This is a genomic window from Mesorhizobium sp. M0862, assembly GCF_040319795.1.
GTDB lineage: Bacteria > Pseudomonadota > Alphaproteobacteria > Rhizobiales > Rhizobiaceae > Mesorhizobium.
In genome coordinates this window covers 95,772-116,550 of the sequence record NZ_JAMYOJ010000003.1, presented here as the reverse complement: position 1 = coordinate 116,550, position 20,779 = coordinate 95,772, and the positions used below count along the sequence as shown (strand labels likewise).

The following is a 20,779-nucleotide window of genomic DNA, read 5'->3' as shown; positions in this document are numbered from 1 at the left end:
TCAGTCGATATTTTGGACATGATGGTCCGGATCGGCTCACTGGCGATACCCGCGACGTCGATGGAACTTTCGATCAACGCATGGTGGGCTTGGCTTCGATACGCATCAGCTTTCACCGATGGGCCAGGATTTCTGCTCAAATCAACTTATGCCGATTTGGACGCCCATCAAAAGACAGTCCTGAGCGACGATTTCGGGATGGGAGTGGCACTTTCCTACTTAGTGTCGGCGCTAGATCTCCAGACCGTTTTCGACGGCCGCTACTTCGTCCAATTCCTCGCGCCAGCCGTGGGAGCGAAGGCACTGCAGATTGCGAAGAATGGGCAATTCAAATCACCCGATTTCATAGGTCAGGACGGCTCAGGTCGTTGGCATGCGATCGAGTGTAAGGGAACTCAATCCTCCTCCCAGACTAGGCAGGATCAAATGAAAGCCGGGCGGCTGCAGAAGACGAATGTCGTGTTTCCGCCGGCCGTGCGAGGGCAAAAGCTCATATCTGCGCTCCTTGTTGGACGGGCAGGCGGAGGGTTCAATTCGTCTCTGCTAATCGAGGACCCCGAAGGCGACACTAAGTTCCGTGTACGGAAGGCCACGTTGCCCGGCGCCGAAGAAGCCAGTCGCCGGGCTACTTTGGCGCGGGCGTTAGGGCTGATTGGTTATCCGGCTATGGCAGCCAATATAGCAGCCCCTTACGGTCAATATGCCTATGATCGGGAGACATCCGGCAAGGAAGAGCAACTTCGGCTTGAGGCCGTGCAGCGGAAGCGTGCAGCCCTCGGCCTAGAGCTCGAAAGGGTGGTCGAACGCGGCTCCGACCGTTTCACTACCGCAGGTCATGTTGGGCGAGAGATAATTCTCTCCGCACCCGATCCTATAAATACTCCAGAAGGCAGATTCTCGAGGATACGTGCGCGACTCGCCATGCCGCTCCCCATTTTCACCTCGCTGCGCGAGAGCCTACAGAATTCCGAGCCGGCCGGTCAGCTGGACGGCGTCGCTGTTGCAGGGATCAAAGGGGTATCTGCCGAGACTACCGCCAAGCTAACGATCGGTTCAATTTTTGAGGCTGAGGTCGAACTTCTCCGTTAACAACGACTTGGAGGGGTCGCTGAGGGCTGGACGTAAGTACATCCAGGTGGTACACAGACTGCAGTCGACGGCGACCGAAAACCGTGGTTTTTCAGACTGTTAATGGCGGGTTAAGCGAGTTCAATCCTCTCTCGCAGCACCAGTTCATTCCCTTTGATTTAAAAGATGCAGTCGCGAAGTCGGGGTCTCGTTGCGGACCAAAAAAGCCGGCTGACGCAAAAGTGCCAATCCCGCGCATCCAACCGTGGCCCCCTCGCCCGGAAACATTGAGAGAAAGAGGCTTTACGGGGCCGGACGACTGCTCAACAAGTCCGGACCTGTCAACTCATGAACAGGCCGGACTGGCCGTATCCGGCATGCTGAACGCTACCGCTCGCACGCTGAAAGCCAGCCGCCTCGTACGCATATCCACGACAAGAACACAGCTCGCCCAAGGACTTGCCATCGGCCAGCCATCATGATGCCATCTCGCTTGCGGAAGATAGCGTTGGGTTTTGGGGTAGAGAATGCTCTTTGGGCGAACGGCAGGTGCGACAGGGCGCATGTGCGCGGCACTTGCCGCAGCACTGGTGTGCCTATGCGCGTTTGGCCCCGCTTTGGCTGAAGAGCCGAAGGCGCTGAAAGGCGTCGCGCTCATCATCGGTCAGTCCGACTACCAGCATGTCGGCAAACTGCCCAATCCGGAAAACGACGCCCGCGCCATCGAGGAGATGTTCGACAAGCTCGGCTTCGAGACAAATGTCGCCACCAATCGCGACACACGCAAATTGCGGCGCGATCTCGAAGGCTTCGTCGACGATGCCGAGGGCGCCGATGTCGCCATCATCTACTATTCCGGCCACGGCATCGAAGCCGGCGGCGAGAATTATCTGGTCCCTGTCGATGCCGATATTTCGGCGCTCGACAATGCCGGCGAAAAGTTGGTGCCGCTGTCGTCCATCGTCGCCGAACTGAAGGCCAAGGTGCCGGTCACCATCGTTCTGCTGGACGCCTGCCGCAACGATCCGTTCCCGCCGGGCACGCTCTTGAAGCTGGCGCCGGGCGACGAAGGCAAGCCGATCGGCGCCGGCGGTCTCGGCGAAACGCGCGGCGTGGTTTCCCTGAAAGGTGGCGCCGAGGCCAAGGGCTCGGTCGACGACAGCCTCGGCCAGGTCATCGCCTTTGCCGCCGAGCCCGGCAAGGTTGCGCTGGACGGTCCGGCCGATGGCAACAGCCCCTATGCGGCAGCGATCCTGCGCCACATCGACACGGTGGCCGGCGAGGAATTCGGCACCGTTCTGCGCATGATCGGCGAGGAGGTCTATCTCAAGACCAATGGCCAGCAGCGGCCCTGGGTCAATGAGAGCCTGCGCCGGCTGCTCTATTTCGGTACCCCCGCCGAGGCGCCGAAAGGTGATGAGGGCGAAATCCTCAGGGAGCGGCGCCAGCTCCTGCTGACCATCTCGACGCTACCCGAGCCGGAGCGCCGCCAGATCGAAACCATATCGCGTGACGGCAAGGTGCCGATGGATGGGCTCTACGCCATGCTGAAGGCGCTCGGGGTCGACATACCCAAGGATCCGGCTGAGCTCGACAAGCTGCTGCGTGGCCAGACCGAACGGCTGAAACACGTGTTGGCTGAACGCGAGACTTTGAAAAACCCGGACCCCGAAATTGCCAGGCTATCGAAACTCGCCGAACAGGCGGTTCAGGAAGGCGCGCTCGAAGCGGCGCAGAAATTCAACGAGCAGGCCAAGGCCCGCATCGGCGAACTTTCGTCTACGGTCGACCAGGCCGAGGCCGAGCTGAAGGCAAAGCGGCTGGAATTCGCAAAGGTCTTCGCCAGCAGTGCCAGGACTTATGAAATCTCCTTCAACTTCAAGGAGGCGGCGCAGGATTACGCCAAGGCCTTCGAGCAGGCTGCCAAATGGAGCGACGAAGACGCGTTCTACTACAAGGCGGCAGAGGCCAACGCTCTGTCGGAACAAGGGGACTTCTCCGGCGACAATGCGTATCTCGCCCAGGCCCTGACAGCCCATGAACAGGCATTGACCTATGTCACCCGCGAAAAGTTGCCGCTACTTTGGGCGGCCACCCAGAACAATATGGGCGCCACGCTTGCTACGTTGGGCGAACGGGAAGCCGGCCGCGAAAACCTCGACAAGGCAGCTGCCGCCTATGAGCAGGCGCTGACCGTCTATACGCATGACGCCTACCCCGACGACTGGGCATCGACCTATGGCAATCTGGGCACGGTCTACTGGCGGCTCGGCCAGCGCGAGAACGGGACGGCACTGCTTGAGCGGGCAGTCGGGGCCTTCCGCTCGGCGCTCGAGGTACAGTCGTCGAAAAAACTGCCGCTTGAATGGGCGGCGACGCAGAACAATCTCGGCATCGTGCTGTCCGAGATCGGCGAACGCCAGACCACATCGGACAGTTTTCGCGCCGCAATCGAAGCGCATCGTGCGGCATTGACGGAATACAACAGAGAGCGCGTGCCGCTCGACTGGGCGCTGAGCCAGGTCAATCTGGGTGCTGCGCTCTACCGCCTCGGTGAGCGCGAAAAGGATATCGCGACCATGCAGCAGGCGGTTGCTGCCTATCAGGCGGCGACCGGCGAAATGACCAGGGAACGCGCGCCGGCGCAATGGGCGACAATCCAGAATAATCTGAGCACGGCGCTGGAATCGATCGGAACCATTAACGGCGATGTCGCCACGCTTGAGCAGGCGCGCGACGCCGCCCTGGCATCGCTTACGGTTTGGACGCGCGAGCACGCCGCGGCGAGCTGGGCCAACGGCCAGCTGACGCTCGGCAACGCCTTGCAGCGCCTCGGCGCCAAGCAGAAGAACAAGGAACTGCTGATGCAGGCAGCCACCGCGTACCAGGCCGCTCTGTCCGAATATCCGCGTGAGAAACTGCCGCTTGACTGGGCTTCGCTGCAGCAGAATCTGGGATCGGTCAACGACACGCTCGGCGATCTCGATACGGGAACCGATTACTACATTCAGGCGGTGACCGCGTATCATCAGGCATGGGAGGTCTATACCGCAACCGCCGCGCCGCGCGAGTTCGCTTCGATCGGCTACAGCCTTGCAGGCACGCTGTCGAACTGGGGCGAACGCGCGGGGGACATCTCGATCCTGCGGCAGGCGATCGATGTCTACGGTCAGGTGCTCAGGGTTCGCACCCGCGACAAGGACCCAGCCAATTGGGCCAAGACGGAATTCCGCCTCGGCTGCGCATTGATGATGTCAGGCAAGCTGGCCTCTGACGATCTACTGCTGCAGCAATCGGTCGACGCGCTGCGGGCGGCGCTCGACGGGCAGACGAAAGGCGGTGATGTCACGGAGATCGGCCAGACGCGCCGCGTGCTCGGCCAGACCCTGTCGATCCTGGGCGACAATACATCCAACCTGGACTTGCTGGCGCAAGCAGCCGACATGCTGGAAGCCGCGCTCCCCGCCTACTCCAAGGACGCCGACCCGGAGGAGTGGGCCAATATCAACTACGAGCTCGGCTTTGCCCGCTACAGCCAGGGCCGGATTGGTGGCGACGCCACGTTCTACGCCAAGGCCGTGGAGAGCTTCGAGACGGCAGCGCGGATCTACGACGGTTTTCCCGACCGCATGCAATGGGCGCGCACCAAGGGCGATATCGGCAATGCCTTGCTGATGGCCGCGGACGGCAAGGACGTCGAGTTGCTCACCCGCGCGATTGCCGCCTATGACGCAGCGCTCAGCGTGGTAACGCGCGAGAATGCGCTGGCTGTCTGGGAGAACAATCAGAACAATCTCGCCGGCGGGCTGTCGAGTCTTGGTTACTGGGCGAACGATGTCGGCAAGCTGAAACGAGCCGCTCAGATCTACCGCGACCTCGCCACGGTGCGAACGATCGCCCGCGATCCCGATCTCTGGATCACCAACCAGACCAGTCTCGCGCAGACGCTGAGCATGATCGCGGCCCGCGAGCCTTCGGCTGAATTGTACGAGGAGGCGATTGTCGTCAACCGGGCGCTTGCCGAGCAGCTCGGTCGCGACCGCGATCCCGAACGTTGGGCCAATGCGCGCAACGAGATGGGCTATGCCTTGACCATGGCCGGCCGCGCCGAAAACAATGTCGCGCATTTCGAGGAGGCGGTGTTGGTCCTGCGCGAGGCGATCGTGGTGCAAAAGAAGATCAATTCGGTGCCGGCTGTCGCCTTCACGCAGGACAGCCTGTGCGACGTGCTGGTCGATCTAGGCGCCGCCCACAAGGACAAGGCGATGGCACAGGAAGCGATCGCCGCATGCCAGGACGCGCTCGTCATCTTCCGTGACAAGAAGGTGGACGATCTCGCCGCCGGTTCCGAAAAGAACCTCGCCGAGGCACAGGCGTTGCTGGCCGAGTTGCATTAATCCGAGCCCGCGCTCCCGGATGCGGGCGAATGGTGGGCACGCCAGCGTTCACGCTGTTGCGCAAGCAGATGTCACCGGCTCGCCATGGCATGACAGAGATGCGATGTGGCAGTATCGGCTTGTGCGCCGGTCGCCACCCGTCATTCAGGACGACAGGTAATCATATTCCGTTGGAGCGCCAGATGACCCTATTCACCCGCCGCGGGCTTCTGAAAACGGCTGCGGTTGCCGGCGGTGGCGGCGTCGGGCTGGCAGCAATGACCAGGCTCAGCGGTTGGGCAGCTGTCACACCTGAGCCGGTGGTGCTCAAGACGGCAAAGATCCAGGCCAGGTTCATGGATATCGGCCAGACCCGCGATGTGCTGACTTATGGAGAGGCCGGAATGCCGCCGGTGCTCAGGATGAAAAAGGGCGAGCCTTTCGCCGCCCGCCTCGTCAACGGCATCGACGATCCGACGACGATCCACTGGCACGGCATTCGCGTTCCAAACAAGATGGACGGCGTCCCCTTCCTGGTTCAGCCCTACGTCTACACCGGCGATCATTTCGACTACGCCTTCACCCCGCCCGACGCCGGCACCTTCTGGTATCACCCGCATTGCAACACGCTGGAGCAGATGGGCCATGGCCTCACCGGCGTGATCGTGGTCGAGAACCCCAACGATCCAAAATTCGACGCCGAAGCCGTCGCCAACCTGCGCGACTGGCGCCTCGGCGACGACGCGCAGTTCATCCAGCAATTCCGGCCGCGCGATGCCGCAAAAACCGGAACCTATGGCACGGTGCGCACCGCCAACTGGCTCAACCAGCCGCAATTCGACGCGCCGGCCGGCGGGTTGGTGCGGATGCGGGTCGCCATCACCGATGTCACCCGCATCTACGCTTTTCGCGTCGAGGGTGCGGAGGCCGCGGTCATCGCGCTCGACGGCAATCCGGTGCCGCAGCGTTTTGCGCCCGATGCCTTGCTGCTCGGACCGGGGCAGCGCATGGAGCTCGCCATCCGCATGCCTGACCAGGAGGGCGCGATCGTCAGCCTGGGCGACATCAGGGGCACCAAACCCAAGGTCCTCGCCACCTTGCGCGCTACCGGAAGCTCGCTTAAGCGCGATCTGCGCGACCTCGCACCGCTGGAAGCGAACCCGGTGCCAGAGGTGGATCTCGCCAGCGCGAAACACATCGCGCTCTCGCTCAGCGCCACCGCGGAAAACGTGCCGAGCGACAGCATATGTGGCACGCTCGGCTACTCCTTCTGGGCCATCAACAAGGTGCCGTGGCCCGGCGACACGCCGGACCCGACCGCGCCTTTGGCCGAGCTGAAGCTCGGCCAAAGCTATGTCATCGACCTGGAAAACCTGACGCCGCAATCGCATCCCATGCATCTGCACGGCATGAGCTTCAAGGTGCTGTCGTCTTCGACGCGCCAGGTTCAGCCGGTCATCTCCGACACCTATCTCATGCAGCCCAACGAGAAGGTTCAGCTTGGTTTCGTCGCTGACAATCCCGGCGACTGGCTGCTGCACTGCCACATCATCGAACATCAGAAAACCGGCATGACGAGCTATATCAGGGTGGTTTGACGCCGAGGCGGGTCAATCAGCCTCTACCGGGGTTGGCCTCACCTTCCGGGCCTGTTGTCGGAGAAATTGCCGCCGTCCGCTGGTTTCGTTGGCAAAGCGGGGCCGTTCCCTGCTATTCCCGCCTGCAATCAAGAAGCCGTGGACACGCTTGCATGACCAATGTCGCCCTGACCGGACTGGCCCGCGATCTCGCCAGGCGCGCCGCCGAGGGCCGCCCGGTGCGCATCGGCGTCATCGGCTCCGGCGAAATGGGCACCGACCTGGTCACGCAAGGCATGCTGATGCCCGGCATCTCGGTCGCGGCCATCTCGACACGCCGCCCGCACACCGCCCGTGACGCCATCCGCATCGCCTATGGCGATGAGGCGATGGCGGTCGAGGCGGACAGGGGCTCGAAAGTCACCGCGGCGATCGAGGCGGGCAAAATCGCCATTACCACGAACGAGATGCTGGTCACCAATCCGCTGATCGACGTCGTCATAGACGCCACCGGCAAGCCTGGTGTCGCCGCCGATTTCGACTTGAAGGCGATGGAGCACGGCAAGCACCTGGTGATGATGAATGTCGAGGCCGACGTCACGATCGGCTGCTACCTCAAGCAGCAGGCAGACCGGCTCGGCGTCGTCTATTCGGTCGGCGCCGGCGACGAGCCGTCGAGCTGCATGGAGCTGATCGAGTTCGCCTCCGCGCTCGGCTACACCATCGTCTCGGCCGGCAAGGGCAAGAACAACCCGCTCAACCACGATGCCGTTCCGGATGACTATCGCGAGGAAGCCCTTCGCCGCAACATGAACCCGCGCATGCTGGTCGAGTTCGTCGACGGCTCGAAAACCATGGTCGAGATGTGCGCCATCGCCAACGCCACCGGGCTGGTCCCAGACGTTCCCGGCATGCACGGCCCAAAGGCCGACCGCGATCAGCTGGCCAAGGTGCTCATCCCGAAGGCGGATGGCGGCATCCTGTCGAAGAAGGGCGTTGTCGACTACACCATCGGCAAGGGCGTGGCGCCCGGCGTGTTCGTCATCGTCGAGGCGACGCATCCGCGCATCGTCGAGCGCATGGACGACCTGCACATAGGCCACGGCCCCTACTACAGCTTCTTCCGGCCGTATCATCTGACCTCGCTGGAAGTGCCGCTGACGGCGGCCCGTATCATGCTCTACGGCCGCCCCGACATGGTGCCGCTGCCGAAGCCGGTGGCCGAAGTCTGCGCGGTGGCCAAGCGCGATCTCGCCACGGGCGAGACCTTCGATGCCATCGGCGAGACTTGCTACCGCTCCTGGACCATGACCGTCGAAGAGGCGCGCGCCAATCTGGCAGTGCCGGTCGGCCTGCTCGAAGGCGGCAAGGTGCTGAAACCGGTGAGGAAGGGCGAACTGCTCACTGCCGACAATGCTACGCCCGACCGCACGACCAGGCTGTTCGCTTTGCGGAAGCTGCAGGATGATATGCTCTACGGGGCTGAGATGGCATGAACAGGCCAGCTCTCTGGCTTTGTCATGACAAGATCACTATATTGTAGTGACAGCGAACGGAGGCTTCCAGAATGAATCTCCAGATCAGAGACCCGCGCGCCCGTGACCTCGCCCGGCAGCTTGCCGAAAAGCGAAAGATTTCCTTGACCGAAGCGGTGATCGAAGCGCTCGAATCCGAGCTTCAGCGCGAACGTGAACGAGTTCCGCTGGCTGAGCGGCTGGCCGCCATATCGAACGATCTGAAGGCCAAGGCGGGAAGCGGTGGCAGGGATTTGACTAAGGATGAGATCGACGAGATGTGGGGACATTCCTGATGTTCATCGAAACCTCGATGGTGATCGCTGTCCTCGCCGGAGAGGAAGACGCCGCCGATTGGAGCCGCCGGATCGGGCAGGCCTCGATACGGATCACATCTCCGCTGGTCGTGCTCGAAGCGGCGATGCGGCTTTCATCGAAGTTGGTGGTGGAGCCGCTCTTCGCCGAAAAGGCGATAGAGGAGTTCCTGCGTGAGGCCGAGATCGAGGTGGTTCCGATCGAAATCGGTGATGCCAAGCTCGCGATCCAGGCTTTTTCGAACTATGGCAAAGGTCGCGGCCACCCGGCTCAGCTCAATCTCGCTGACTGCCTGTCATATGCCTCGGCAAAAAGCCGTGGGATGCCCTTGCTCTACAAAGGGAAAGACTTTTCCCACACCGATCTGGCCTGATCCTACTCCCCCAGTTCACGGTTCGGTCAGCAGCATCGTCAGCCACTCCCGCCCAGCAGGCCAAATGCTGCCGCGGTCGCGCCATGGGGCTTTTGACCTGCTCGCGCAACATGCCTGGTCATTGCGCTCGTGCTGACGGCGCAGACCCATCGGCTGCCATTGTATGATCCATTAATACAGTCTGTCTCTTTGATCCGGGTTTTTCAAACGATGCCGAGATGCCAATCTCCGAACGATCAGTTGAACCCCCATTGAGGATTGAAATCTTGCAAACCATTTGGACAAGACGCGAGACGATGAAAACCCTTCTGGCAACGGGCATGGTTGCCATGCTTCAGCCTCTGGCTTTTGCAGCCAGGGCCGCCGCCAAGCTGGAATGGACCTATTTTCAGGCTGACGAGAATGGTTTCCGCCGCACGCCGGTGCTGCTGACCGGGGAAAAAGAAGCCATCCTCCTCGACGGCGGATTTACCCTGTCCGATGGCCGTGCGGTCGCGGATGCGATCAAGGCGACGGGCAAGACCCTGACGACGATCTATGTCGGTTGCAGCGACCCTGACTATTATTTTGGACTGCGTCCCGTCGCGGATGCTTTCCCCGGCGCCAAGATCATCGCGGCCGCTGCGACGGTGGCGGCCATCAAAGCCAATGTGCAAGCCAAGCTGGATGTCTGGGGCCCGCAGCTCAAGGACAATGGACCGAAGGTCCTGGCGGATGTCGTCATTCCCGAGGCATCCGATATCACCTCACTTGAAATCGAAGGAAACAAGATCGAGATCGTCACCGTCGCCGATCTGAAAGACCGGCGGTATCTCTGGGTGCCCAGCCTTGAAGCGGTGTTCGGCGGCGTGCTGATCTCGTCCGGCGTACATGTCTGGGTTGCCGACGAGCCAACCGTAGACGACCGCAAGAAATGGATTGCCGCGCTCAACGAAATCGCGTCCCGCAAACCCAACATCGTGGTGCCGTCCCATCAGGTAGCCGGTGCACCGGACGGTCTGGCGGCCGTGGAATTCACCCGCGCCTACCTCGAAGCTTTCAATAAGGAAGCCGAAAAAGCGAAATCCAGCGTCGAGCTGATTGCAGCGATGAAGCGGCGCTATCCCGATCTTCTTGACGTCTCGTCCCTGGAACTGGGCGCAAAGGTCGCCAAGGGTGAGATGAAGTGGGGCTGATACGGCCCCGCGAGCGTCTCGGCTACTTCCCCAATTCCACCGACCGCAGCCGCGCGGCTTCCACCGCCTCGGTCAGCAGCTTCGTCAGCCGGTCTTCGCCCATCAGCACGGCAAGGGCGGCTGCCGTGGTTCCGTTGGGGCTGGTCACCTGCTGGCGCAGGACGCCGGGCTCCTCGCCGCTTTCGGCAGCGAGTGCAGCAGCGCCATAGACGGTCTGCATGGCAAGCAGCCTGGCGGTCTCGGTCGGCAGCCCGGCCTTCTCGGCTGCAACCGTAAGCGCCTCGATGAAATGGAAGATGTAGGCCGGACCGGACCCCGAAACCGCCGTCACCGCGTCCATCAGGCCTTCGTCGTCGATCGTCGTCACCACACCGCTCGCCGACAGCAGCTCGGCAACGAAACGCCTGATGTCGTCGGTCACCAGCGGGTTGGAATAGACCACCATCATGCCCTTGCCGATCGCGGCCGGCGTGTTGGGCATGCAGCGGATAACAGGCGCGAGATGGCCGAGGATGTGCTCGAAGGTGGCGACCGGCGTGCCCGCGGCGATGCTGACGAAGGTGGTCCTGCCGTCGCCGAAGCGCTTGTAGGCGGCGGTGACGTCGCGGATCACCTGCGGCTTGACGGCGATGACGACGAGGTCGGGCTCTGCGTCGGCGGGGATCCCGTTCGCGCCCGCGGCGACACTGCAACCGAGGTGCTCGGCGCGCTTGCGCAATTCGGCATTGGGCTCGACCACGAACACGGCTTGCGGGGCAAGCTTGCCGGATTTCAGCCAGCCCGCAAGCATGGCGTAACCCATATTGCCGCAACCGGCGAGAACAAGCCTGATCGTCATTGAGAGCCCTCCGAGACAAGGGTTCTCCTTAGACGCTAGCGGGCAGACGGGAAAGCCCCTCAAGGGGTGCTGGATCAGGCCAGCCGGTCAAGGTCGCCGGCGTACCGCGATCGGCCGCAGCGACACTTGCCGCAAGCCAAGCACGCCGAGCACGAAGAACAGCCACACCGGGTCGCCGCGATGGAAGAAGAAGCTTTCCAGGAACGCGTTCAGCGCCGTGAACAGCACCACCATCATGAAGAAGTCACCGAGATAGATGTTCTCCTTGCGCGGCGGGATGCGCATGTAGTCGCGCAGCGGCGCGATCACGAAAGTGTAGACGGCAACGCACAGCGCCGGGATGCCCATCAGCACCGCAATGTCGAGATAGCCGTCATGGCCATGCACGATGGTCCGGATGTCCCAGGCCCGGTCGAAAGGCTGGTCCTGGCTCAGCAGCAGCGGCGTGCCCCAGAAGCTTTCATAGCCGTAGCCGGTCCAAGGCTTCTTCGCCAGCATCTCGCCGGAGAACTCCCACAGCGTCGTGCGCCCGGTATAGGTGAGGCCGGGGAAATAGGTGGCTGCCAGCTCTTTCACCGGCGGGATGAAGACGATGCCTAAGGTACCGATGGCCGTCGCAATGATCGCCAGTGCAAACAGGATCGGCGTGCCGAACCGCATGCCGATCAGGCCCGGCAGCACGACGATCAGGATCGAGAACGGCACCAGGCCGGCCGTCGTCTTGGATCCGGTGTGCAGCATGAAGATCATCGCCGCGCCGAAGATCGCCACGCCCCAGAATTTCTGGCCGCGCCGGAAGAGATAGAGGCCGGCGAAGCTGAAGCAGGCCATGATTGGTCCGGCAATGTTCTTGTGGGCGAACACACCACGCCACAGGCCGGCATGTTCGGGCTCCTGCGAATCGGCCGTATGCAGGGCCTCATGCGGAAAGACGATGAGGCCGATATAGGACAGGCCGATAACGACGATCGCGCAGAATATGATGACTTTCGAAAAACTGTCGGCATCGCGCGGCAGCACCAGGACCGTCGCTATCGTCAGAACGCCAAGCAGCGTGAAGAAGGCCGCGCGCATGGCCGAGGACGGGTCGGTCGCGTTGATGACCGAAAGCATAAAAAAGCCGAGCATCAGAATCCAGGACGGGCTGAGCAGCGAGCGCACCACCTTGGGGTCGGCGAACGTCAGCAGTGAGAAGATCGAAATGGCGCCGAGCGAACTGAAGCCGAGCTGGTTGACGATGTCGCCGCCGTCGCCGGTCAGTTCCGCGCCTGCCGGCTGAAACGGCCGGAACGACACGATGACGACGGCAAACAACAGCGCGGCAATCGCCGTCGCCACGCCGTCGCGGGTGACGATGCCGCCCAGCAGCAGCTCGTCAGTTCTTCTCAGGCTGCCTGTATTGCTCATTGGCGTATCCGAATTCGGCAAGCACGCGGCCGAGCGAGACATAGACGGGGTAAAGCGCCGTCGACAGCGATCCTGTCCGCGCCAATTTGATTGCGCCGCGCACGGGCGAGGCTATCAGCAGCGCCAGGCTTTTTGCAAACACCTTGGCGCCGGCGAATGGCGTGCCGGCGCGCTTCTTCTTTTCGACCAGCGTCGAGATTACACCGTTGCGTAAGGATCGGGCGCGGATCCAGTCAGCCTCGACGCGCCGGGCCGGAACGCCTTCGCGCACCTTTGCCTCGGCGCACCAGCCAAGCACGAAACCTTTCTGCGCCGAGCGGCTGAGGAAGTCGGAATCGCCGCCGCCCATGAAGTTGAACCGCAGGTCGAGGAAGGGTGGCCCCATGATGGTGAGCACATTGCGCCCGACCAGAAGGTTGCCAGAGGAATAGAGTGCGGCCACGCGCCCAGTCTGGCGATAGGGCGGCGCAAACACGGGGTGCTCGGCCCATTTGGCGTGAGCAGGATCGGTAAACACTGGCACTTGCGGGCCACCGACAATGTCGGCGCCAAGCGTCTCCGCCGTCTTGCACATGCGCTCCAGCCAGTCCGCGTCGGCGATCTCGTCATCGTCGATGACCAGCAGGTGGCGGAAATCCGGAAAATGCAGGATCGCCGTCTGCCAGCCGGCATTGTAGGCACTGCAATTGCCCCGCTCGTGCGCGATGATGACCATGCCTTTCATATCGTCGCGTTCGAACAGCGGCACGGCCGCCTTGGCGCCCTCACGCGCCTTGGCTTCGTTTTCGATGACGATGACGGCGAAGCGCCGGCTGGTTTGCTGTGCCTTCAGCGACGCCAGCGTTTCCAGCAGCAGTTGTGGCCGCATGAAGGTCGGCAGCGTGACGACGGCTTCGATCGTCTCTGCGGCGAGCCCCGGAGAGCGTCCCGCAATCGATACCGAACCGTCCGATGGCAAAGGGATCATCCGCTCCAGCCGCATGTTTTAAATCTGGCTTTTTGATAACACCGCGACGATAACGTTTCGTTAATCACCTTTCGCAGCGGCGCCTGCCGGTCCGCGCCTTTCAGCCGTTGCGTCGCATGATTTAATCAAGGGTTCACCCAGCTTTGCTAGTGGCTGACGCTTGGATAGGTGAGATGCATCTGCTGTTCGCCACATCGATCGTGCCCGACGGCGCTCTCGCTTCGGGCTATGAGATCGCCAACGCTGCGATCATCGCCGCCTTGCGGCGCGCCGGCGTGCGCCTCACCGTCATCGGCTTCATCTGGCCGGGCAAGGCGCCCAGCGACCCCGAAAACACCATCGTGCTCGGCGCCGTCGACGTGCGCACGGAAAGCGCCTCGGCGCGGCAGAAGCTCGCCTGGCTTGGCAAGGCGGTGCTGTCAGGGCTCACCTTCGCTTCCGTGAAGCTGCGCGCGGTTTCCGACAGCGAAGTCAGTGCCGCGATCGAGCGCGCCGGTCCCTTCGACGGCTATGTCCTGAATTCGGTGCAGTTCGCCGGCGCCTTTGAAAAACTGTTCGCCGACCGTCCCTCGATTTTCGTCGCCCACAATGTCGAACATGGTTCGGCCAAAGAGAATGCGGCAGCAGCAAACAGTCGCTTCCAGCGCCTGCTGTTTGCCCGCGAGGCCAGGCTGCTCAAGACCATGGAGGAGCGGCTCTGCCGCCGGGCTCGCTTCGTCTTCACGCTGGCCGAGGAAGACCGCGCCGCACTCGGCGTTGCCAGCGACGACCGCTCGGCGGTGCTGCCGCTGGTGACCACTGCCACGGCGCCAAAGCCGGTCAAGCCGCGCCGCATCGATTGCGACGCGGCGCTGATCGGCACTTGGACCTGGCAGCCGAACCGCATCGGCCTCGACTGGTTCCTGGAAAAAGTCGTGCCGCATCTTCGCCGGAGTTTTCGCATCAGGGTCGCCGGCAACATGCCGTCGGATATCACCTCTGCCCATCCCGGTGTCGAATTTGTCGGCCGTGTGCCCGACGCCCAGGATTTCGTGCGCGGCGCCGCCGTCATTCCACTGATCAGCACCGCGGGCAGCGGCGTTCAGCTCAAGACCATCGAAACCTTCGAACTCGGCCTGCCGTCGGTCGCCACCAGCCGTTCGCTGCGCGGCATCGATCATCGCCCGGCAAATTGTTTCATCACCGACGATCCGGCCGCCTTCGCCGGCGCGCTGGAGGCAGCTGCGGCCGATGTCAGGGATGTCGATGGCAGCGCCTTCCATCGCAGGCAGATTAAGGCACTGGATGCCGCCATCAGGCTCGGACTGGAAAAGCTTGGGCCGGTGGGGAAGGAGGTGTTTGCATGAACATGCACACCGCCCGCGCCGCCTTCGGGCTCGATACGCTGAAGACGATCCTTGGCATTTCGGTCCTTGCCATCGGCTGGGATGACGCGATCGCGCTGCTCACTCGTCTGATCGCCGAGCGGCGCTTCACCAAGGTCAGTTTTCTCAACGCTCACAACGCCAACATCGCCTCTACCGATCCGGTCTTTGCCGAGGCGCTCGACGATTTCCTCATCCTGCCTGACGGCGTTGGCGTCGATCTGGCGGCAAAGCTGCTCTACGGCGCGCCGTTCCCGGACAATCTCAACGGCACTGATCTCATTCCGGCCTTTCTGCAGGCATCGGCGAGGCCGCTGACCGTCGGGTTGCTTGGCGCCACCCGCGCCAACGCCGAGGCGGCGTCGGTCAGGCTGGCCGCGCTGGCGGTGCAGCACGAATTCGTCGTCATCCATGACGGCTATTTCTCCCCCGCCGAAGAGCAGGCGATCGTCGATCGCATCGAGGCATTGCGGCCCGACGTGCTGCTTGTGGCCATGGGCGTGCCGCGCCAGGAATTGTGGATCGCCCGTCATATCGATGCCCGCCACTGCACGCTGCCGATCGCCGTCGGTGCGCTGCTCGATTTTCTCTCCGGCACGGTGCCGCGGGCGCCTCTGTGGATGCGCCAGCTGAGGCTCGAATGGTTGTTCCGTCTGTGCATCGAGCCCGGCCGGCTGTGGCGCCGCTACGTCGTCGGCAATCCGGTGTTCCTGCTGCGTGTCGTCAGGCAGAAATTCTCGCGTCGGCCCGAGCCCGCCGGAGAGTTGCGGTGAACAGCCGCGTCGTGCCGAGCCCTGCAGCCGAGACCGGTGCCCTGCCGCAAACGCCGACGGCGGCAGTGGTGACCGCCAGCTATGCGCCGGATTTCGAACGCTGCCGCCTGTTGTGCGAGACCCTCGACCGCCATGTCTCCGGCGTGGCGCATCATTACGTTCTGGTCGAGCACCGCGACGTGGCGCTGTTTCGCCAGTTGGAAAACGACCGCCGCAGCGTTGTCGACGAGCGCGACCTGCTACCGCGCTGGTTGCGTGTGTTCGACGATCCGATTAACCTCTTTCGCCGTCGCATCTGGCTCAGTTTCAAGACCCAGCCGCTGCGCGGCTGGCATGTGCAGCAGCTGCGCCGCATCGCCATCGCTGCGCATGCTGGAGAAGACGTGCTGGTCTTCTGTGATTCCGACGTCGCCTTCCTCAAGCCATTCGATCTGAGCGCCTTCTGGCGCGACGGCAAGGTGCGGCTGTTCCGGCGCGACGGCGTGCTGTCGAGCGACGGTCACGACGAGCATCGCATCTGGTCGCGCAATGCGGCCTCGGCGATTGGTGTCGATGCATCCGAAGTTTCGAACCACGACTATATTTCGACGCTGATCGCCTGGCGCCGTCAGACCGTGACGGCGATGTGCGCCGAGATCGAGAAGGTGCACGCGCGCGGCTGGGTCGAGGTCATCGCTTCAGTGCGCCGGTTCTCCGAATGCATGATCTATGGCCGCTATGTCGACGATGTGCTGGGGGGCGCCGGCCATTTCCACGGCTCGGAGGAATTCTGCCGCGTGCATTGGACCGGGGAGGCGCTGTCGGATGACGAATTCCGCAGCTTCGTCGCCGCTATGGCACCGGGGCAGGTGGCGATCGGCATGCAATCCTTCATCGGCACCGATATCGGCCGCATCCGCCGCCTGGTCGGATTGGCTTAGATTGCCTTGGCGGGCTTGCGCAGCGCCGAATAGGTCAGCAGCGCCGAGGCGAGATAGAGCAGCAGGAAGACGACATTGAGCGATACGACAAGCCTGGGCGTGTCGGCAATCGTGGTCAGCACATAGGTCAACAGCACCGCCTTCAGCCCCGCCAGCAGGCCGAGGTTGAGCGCCCTGAGCGCGGTCTGGCCGCGCGCGAACAGCAGCTCGGCCTGGTATTCGACCAGGTTGCGCAGTCCCGGCACGCCGATTGCCAATGCCACCAAGGGCGCCGCCTCGGCGACATTCCGGCCAAGTGCATTGGGGAAGAAATGCAGCACGATGCCGAGTGCGGCCAGCGCCAATGTCGATACCAGGAACACGCCGGCTTCGATACCGCTCTTGACCCGCAGTCGCGACAACAGCTCCGGCGACCGCATCATCTTCTGCACCAGCATCATCGAGAAGGTGCGGATCGGTATTGCCGTCAGGTCGACCAGCCGCATGATGATGGCATAGATGCCGGCCAGATGCGGCCCGCCGATCGCCAGGACGAGCAGCTTGTCGAATTCCGACTGCAGGTAGAACAGCACTTCGGCGCCGGCAACATAGATCGAATCGGCAAGCCGCCTGAGATAGAGGTCGGTGCGCAGCCTCAGCCGCTGGCGTGGATAATAGAAGCCGAAGGCCAGCAGCAGCGAGGCGGCGTTGGCGCCGATGTAGAACAACGACCAGATCCAGACGCTGTGCTGGCCCGACAGCATGAACAGCACGGCGCCCAGCGCACGGAACGCCGTGGTCACGATCGACAGCACCGCGGCGCGGCCGAATTTGCCGAGCCCGTTGTTGACGATCAGCACCACCTCGACCGACCGCCACAAAAGCGCCTCTGCAAAGACGATTGCGGCAAAGACGGCCAGCGGAACGGTGCTGGCGAAGAAGATCAGGTAGACGCCCCACGAGGCGGCCGCCAGCAGTGGTAAGGACACGGCGCCAAGCAAAAGGAAGCCGGCGGTGAAGGTGCCGATCAGATTGGGGCGGATGGTGGCTGTGCGGTAAAGCGCCGAGATGAAGCCGAAAGCGAGGATGCGCGACAGCATGACGCCGGCCGCCGAGGCGGTGGCGAACATGCCGAACTCGGCAATCGACAGCGTGTTGGCAAGTGCGATGAAATAGGCAAGCGAGAACACCAGCCGCCCGCCGGCGCCGCTGATGGCTGAAAGATAGTCGCGAACCAGCCCCCGTCTTTCGGCAAGGAAGGTGCCGATGCGGGCGAGTGTCCGCCTTTGCGGTATGTCGCTGGCCTGCGTCATATCGAGGAAAGCCGTAAGCCGGAAAGCTTAACGTGCGGTTCTGACGCCATTTTACAGATCCCGGCAATGCGTGGCGAAGCGAGAAACTTTCACTTGCAGACTTCGGAAATTAACCTTTTGTTTCCCATGCCTGTTTAGCGTGACTTAACGATTGGCCGACCGCCGCTCCCGCGCCGTCGAAGGTAAAGTTTCGAGACAATGGTCGACAGGGAAAACCGTGAAGACTGGAGGCGCGAGCGCTCCCTCCTGGCGCTCGGCAAAGCCGTGCGCGGCGATGAGGCGGCGGATGCGTCGGCGGTCTCGATCGGTGACCGGGCGGATCCGTCATGGCGCGAGGATGCCGCCACGCGTCACCGCATAGCCCGCTCGCAACGCGAGGCGCGGTCGAATCCGGCGCCAACGTCACCGCCCGAGCCGCCGCAGTTCCAAGCCGACGGCGAATCCGTTTCGGCCGCCAGCGCGCGTGAGGAGCCTGTTTCCGGCCGGCGTCAGCAGCACGCCGCCTATGAGCCCCGCTCTTTCCACGAGCAGCGACCGGACCGCGACGACGATGACGGACAGGAATGGAAACCGCTGATCGATCCGCTCCAGGTCGTCCGCGGCATTAGTCGTTCCAAGTTGCTGATCGTCTCGACGACGATATTGGGGACGGTGCTCGGCGTCGCCGTCGCCGTTTCGACACCGAAGAAATACGAAGCCACCACACAGATGGTCATCGAGCCAGGCGACCTGAAGCTTTCCGACAACGATCTCACCCAACCGGTCGGGCAGCCCGATGCGGCGCTGGCTGTTGTCGAAACCCGCATCAAGATGGTGACATCCGGCAAGGTCCTCGACAAGGTCGTGGCCGATCTCAATCTCGTCGACGATCCGGAATTCAACGGACAGGGCTCTGGCGGCCTTGGCGTCCTGTCGCTCATTCGCTCGATACTGTCGCGCCAGGATGGCCTTGGCGGCGGCGGTGAAGTGCGCCGCCAGGCGCTGGCGGTCGGCAATCTGGCCAAGAGCCTGTCGGTTGAGCGCAGCGGCAAGAGCTTTGTCGTTTCCATCAGCGCCACCACTCAAAGCGCCGACAAATCGGCGGAGATAGCCAATACGACCAGGGACGTTTTCCAACAGGAGGCGGCCCAATACCAGTTCGGGATGGCCGGGCGCGCGACGGACCAGCTGACGGCCAAGCTCGATGACCTGCGCAAGAATGTCGAGACAGCGGAGCGCAAGGTCGAGGATTTCAGGGCCACGCATGATCTCGTCGACGCGCAGGGCCATCTGATCAGCGACGACCAGATGCTGAAGCTCAACGAGCAGCTCTCAGTCACCCGGGCCCGTACGCTGGAACTCAATGCCCGGGCCGCGTCGGCGCGTTCGCTGGACGTCAATTCGGTCATCAACGGCACCTTGCCGGAAGAAATCAATTCCAACACGATGAGCGAACTGCGCGCGCAATATGCAGTTTTGAAGCAGGAGGCCGACCGCGCCGCCGTGCGTCTGGGACCGCGTCATCCCGAATACCAGGCGCTCAGTGCCCAGCTCGACGGCTCGCGCGAGCGCATCGCAGGCGAACTGCGCCGCATCGCCTCGTCGCTGCAGGTCGACTTGAAGCGCTCGGTCCAGCTTGAGCAGGATCTCGCTTCCCGCCTGGCTCAGGCAAAGGTCCAGAGCGGCGACGTCAACAGCGATCTGGTCAGCCTGCGCGAACTGGAGCGCGATGCCACCGCCAAACGCTCCGTCTACGAACAGTACCTTCTGCGCGCCAAGGAGACCGGCGAACAGCAAAACATCAACACCACCAACATCAATCTGATGACCCCCGCGCAACCGCCGCTCGAACCCAACGGACCGTCGCGGGCTGTAATAGCGATGGCCGGCCTGCTGCTCGGGCTTGCTTCGGGCATCGGTGTCGGCGCCATGCGCGGCGCCTTTGCCAGCCTGCGCGGCGCTGCCAATTCGCGTTCGCGCGGCAGAATGGACGAGCGCCGCCCTCCGGTCGAGGACAAGGTCTATCGCGCGCCGCTGCCTGTGGCGCCGCCACCGGCAGCACCTCCGGTGTTGCCGACCGCGGCCGTTCCCGCCCGGAGCCCAGGTCTGTTCGACGGACTGTTCTCGGCGATGCGCAAAGCCGCGCCGGGTAGCGGGACGTCAGGCGAACCTGTCGAGGCCTACCGCGCCCAACCAGCCGCCGAATATACAAGGCCGGTGCAGGAGCCTGTGGGCTATCGCCAGCCGGACTTCCGGAACGAGGTTCCGCACGCCAAATCCCCTGCGCAGCAGCCTGGCTACGCGCGGCCTCGTCAGCCGGCTGACTATGCCTATTCGCAGGCTCAGCCGATGCCCGCGGCGTCCGGGCAGTGGTCTTCTCCGCAGCCCGCTGGGGCGGTGCCGGAAGACCAGCAGGCGCAAATCGACGATATCCGTGCCGGCCTGCGCGAATTTCGCGAAGCGGTGCGCGAACTCACCGAAAGCCGTTCGCACCGCCGCTATTTCTGAGCAATTCCAGGAAAAGTGTGAAAAGCGCGTAGCGCGCTTTCCCTTGGGAATTGCGTCAAAACAAGAAATAGAGCGGTTCAGCCTTTCCGTGAAAGGATGAGTCGCTCTAGCCCGTCAGAACAGAATAAAAGCTGCCGGTTTCGAGTTTACGGCATTTGACGGCGCTTTGACGGGATTGCTTAGGCCAAATTTCGTGAAAATGCCGCGCAGCATGGCGCCCAAAAAAGCGCTGCCGTCGGGCTTTTACCCGAATGGGCGGAACGTTTGGAACAATGACATGCACGAAGCAACGTTCAAGGCGCGCGCCGCGCCTTGGCTGGAATGATGTCGAGG

Annotated in this window: 15 protein-coding genes; 11 read left to right on the top strand and 4 right to left on the bottom strand. The window is 62.8% G+C overall.

Annotated elements, in window-relative coordinates; translation table 11 throughout:
- Positions 1-18: 18 nt before the first annotated feature.
- The 7 genes from NKI15_RS05555 to NKI15_RS05525 all read left to right on the top strand — a co-directional run bounded on the left by NKI15_RS05555 (position 19) and on the right by NKI15_RS05525 (position 10,398).
- The gene (locus NKI15_RS05555; protein ID WP_352514678.1) at positions 19-1,089 is read left to right on the top strand and encodes a hypothetical protein; all 1,071 of its coding nucleotides are present in this window, start codon (positions 19-21) and stop codon (positions 1,087-1,089) included.
- A gap of 506 nt (positions 1,090-1,595) precedes the next feature.
- Complete coding sequence (locus NKI15_RS05550; RefSeq protein ID WP_352885810.1) at positions 1,596-5,465, top strand: caspase family protein; 3,870 nt, start codon at positions 1,596-1,598, stop codon at positions 5,463-5,465.
- 182 nt (positions 5,466-5,647) lie between these two features.
- On the top strand, positions 5,648-7,042 hold the full coding sequence (locus NKI15_RS05545; protein ID WP_352514676.1) for a multicopper oxidase family protein: 1,395 nt from the start codon (positions 5,648-5,650) through the stop codon (positions 7,040-7,042).
- 152 nt (positions 7,043-7,194) lie between these two features.
- Positions 7,195-8,517, top strand: a complete 1,323-nt coding sequence (locus NKI15_RS05540) for an NAD(P)H-dependent oxidoreductase (protein WP_352514675.1) — start codon at positions 7,195-7,197, stop codon at positions 8,515-8,517.
- Positions 8,518-8,588: 71 nt separating this feature from the next.
- Entirely contained in the window at positions 8,589-8,831 is a 243-nt protein-coding gene (locus tag NKI15_RS05535) for a type II toxin-antitoxin system VapB family antitoxin (RefSeq protein ID WP_023689347.1), read from the top strand.
- Entirely contained in the window at positions 8,831-9,223 is a 393-nt protein-coding gene (locus tag NKI15_RS05530) for a type II toxin-antitoxin system VapC family toxin (RefSeq protein ID WP_352514674.1), read from the top strand. Before NKI15_RS05535 ends, NKI15_RS05530 begins: the two co-directional genes overlap by 1 nt.
- A gap of 275 nt (positions 9,224-9,498) precedes the next feature.
- Entirely contained in the window at positions 9,499-10,398 is a 900-nt protein-coding gene (locus NKI15_RS05525; protein WP_352514737.1) for an MBL fold metallo-hydrolase, read from the top strand.
- A 22-nt stretch (positions 10,399-10,420) separates the two neighbouring features.
- Here NKI15_RS05525 and proC read toward each other — a convergent pair whose 3' ends face one another.
- From proC to NKI15_RS05510, 3 genes are all read right to left on the bottom strand, one after another.
- A complete protein-coding gene (gene proC, locus NKI15_RS05520; protein WP_023701824.1) occupies positions 10,421-11,236 on the bottom strand; it encodes a pyrroline-5-carboxylate reductase in 816 nt (271 codons plus the stop codon).
- 87 nt (positions 11,237-11,323) lie between these two features.
- Entirely contained in the window at positions 11,324-12,643 is a 1,320-nt protein-coding gene (locus NKI15_RS05515) for an O-antigen ligase family protein (protein ID WP_352514673.1), read from the bottom strand.
- Complete coding sequence (locus NKI15_RS05510) at positions 12,612-13,610, bottom strand: glycosyltransferase family 2 protein (protein ID WP_023735748.1); 999 nt, start codon at positions 13,608-13,610, stop codon at positions 12,612-12,614. Before NKI15_RS05510 ends, NKI15_RS05515 begins: the two co-directional genes overlap by 32 nt.
- Positions 13,611-13,783: 173 nt before the next feature.
- Here NKI15_RS05510 and NKI15_RS05505 point away from each other — a divergent pair, with 173 nt between their 5' ends.
- From NKI15_RS05505 to NKI15_RS05495, 3 genes are read left to right on the top strand one after another with little or no spacing between them, the layout of a single operon-like run.
- On the top strand, positions 13,784-14,956 hold the full coding sequence (locus NKI15_RS05505; RefSeq protein ID WP_352514672.1) for a glycosyltransferase family 4 protein: 1,173 nt from the start codon (positions 13,784-13,786) through the stop codon (positions 14,954-14,956).
- A complete protein-coding gene (locus NKI15_RS05500; protein ID WP_023715617.1) occupies positions 14,953-15,747 on the top strand; it encodes a WecB/TagA/CpsF family glycosyltransferase in 795 nt (264 codons plus the stop codon). Before NKI15_RS05505 ends, NKI15_RS05500 begins: the two co-directional genes overlap by 4 nt.
- Positions 15,744-16,667: a DUF6492 family protein gene (locus NKI15_RS05495; RefSeq protein ID WP_352885809.1), complete on the top strand. Its 924-nt coding sequence runs from the start codon at positions 15,744-15,746 to the stop codon at positions 16,665-16,667. Before NKI15_RS05500 ends, NKI15_RS05495 begins: the two co-directional genes overlap by 4 nt.
- On the opposite strand, the gene NKI15_RS05490 is transcribed toward NKI15_RS05495, so the two are convergent.
- Positions 16,664-17,959: a lipopolysaccharide biosynthesis protein gene (locus tag NKI15_RS05490; RefSeq protein WP_352514670.1), complete on the bottom strand. Its 1,296-nt coding sequence runs from the start codon at positions 17,957-17,959 to the stop codon at positions 16,664-16,666. The two genes, NKI15_RS05495 and NKI15_RS05490, sit on opposite strands and share 4 nt — an antisense overlap.
- A gap of 198 nt (positions 17,960-18,157) precedes the next feature.
- Here NKI15_RS05490 and NKI15_RS05485 point away from each other — a divergent pair, with 198 nt between their 5' ends.
- The gene (locus tag NKI15_RS05485) at positions 18,158-20,446 is read left to right on the top strand and encodes a GumC family protein (RefSeq protein WP_352514669.1); all 2,289 of its coding nucleotides are present in this window, start codon (positions 18,158-18,160) and stop codon (positions 20,444-20,446) included.
- Positions 20,447-20,779 lie beyond the last annotated feature (333 nt).

Excerpts from the sequence above, each read along its gene's own strand:
- NKI15_RS05555 (WP_352514678.1), top strand. The coding sequence starts at position 19 with ATGATGGTCCGGATCGGCTCACTGGCGATACCCGCGACGTCGATGGAA.
- NKI15_RS05550 (WP_352885810.1), top strand. The coding sequence starts at position 1,596 with ATGCTCTTTGGGCGAACGGCAGGTGCGACAGGGCGCATGTGCGCGGCA.
- NKI15_RS05545 (WP_352514676.1), top strand. The coding sequence starts at position 5,648 with ATGACCCTATTCACCCGCCGCGGGCTTCTGAAAACGGCTGCGGTTGCC.
- NKI15_RS05540 (WP_352514675.1), top strand. The coding sequence starts at position 7,195 with ATGACCAATGTCGCCCTGACCGGACTGGCCCGCGATCTCGCCAGGCGC.
- NKI15_RS05535 (WP_023689347.1), top strand. The coding sequence starts at position 8,589 with ATGAATCTCCAGATCAGAGACCCGCGCGCCCGTGACCTCGCCCGGCAG.
- NKI15_RS05530 (WP_352514674.1), top strand. The coding sequence starts at position 8,831 with ATGTTCATCGAAACCTCGATGGTGATCGCTGTCCTCGCCGGAGAGGAA.
- proC (WP_023701824.1), bottom strand. The coding sequence starts at position 11,236 with ATGACGATCAGGCTTGTTCTCGCCGGTTGCGGCAATATGGGTTACGCC.
- NKI15_RS05515 (WP_352514673.1), bottom strand. The coding sequence starts at position 12,643 with ATGAGCAATACAGGCAGCCTGAGAAGAACTGACGAGCTGCTGCTGGGC.
- NKI15_RS05510 (WP_023735748.1), bottom strand. The coding sequence starts at position 13,610 with ATGATCCCTTTGCCATCGGACGGTTCGGTATCGATTGCGGGACGCTCT.
- NKI15_RS05505 (WP_352514672.1), top strand. The coding sequence starts at position 13,784 with ATGCATCTGCTGTTCGCCACATCGATCGTGCCCGACGGCGCTCTCGCT.
- NKI15_RS05500 (WP_023715617.1), top strand. The coding sequence starts at position 14,953 with ATGAACATGCACACCGCCCGCGCCGCCTTCGGGCTCGATACGCTGAAG.
- NKI15_RS05490 (WP_352514670.1), bottom strand. The coding sequence starts at position 17,959 with ATGACGCAGGCCAGCGACATACCGCAAAGGCGGACACTCGCCCGCATC.
- NKI15_RS05485 (WP_352514669.1), top strand. The coding sequence starts at position 18,158 with ATGGTCGACAGGGAAAACCGTGAAGACTGGAGGCGCGAGCGCTCCCTC.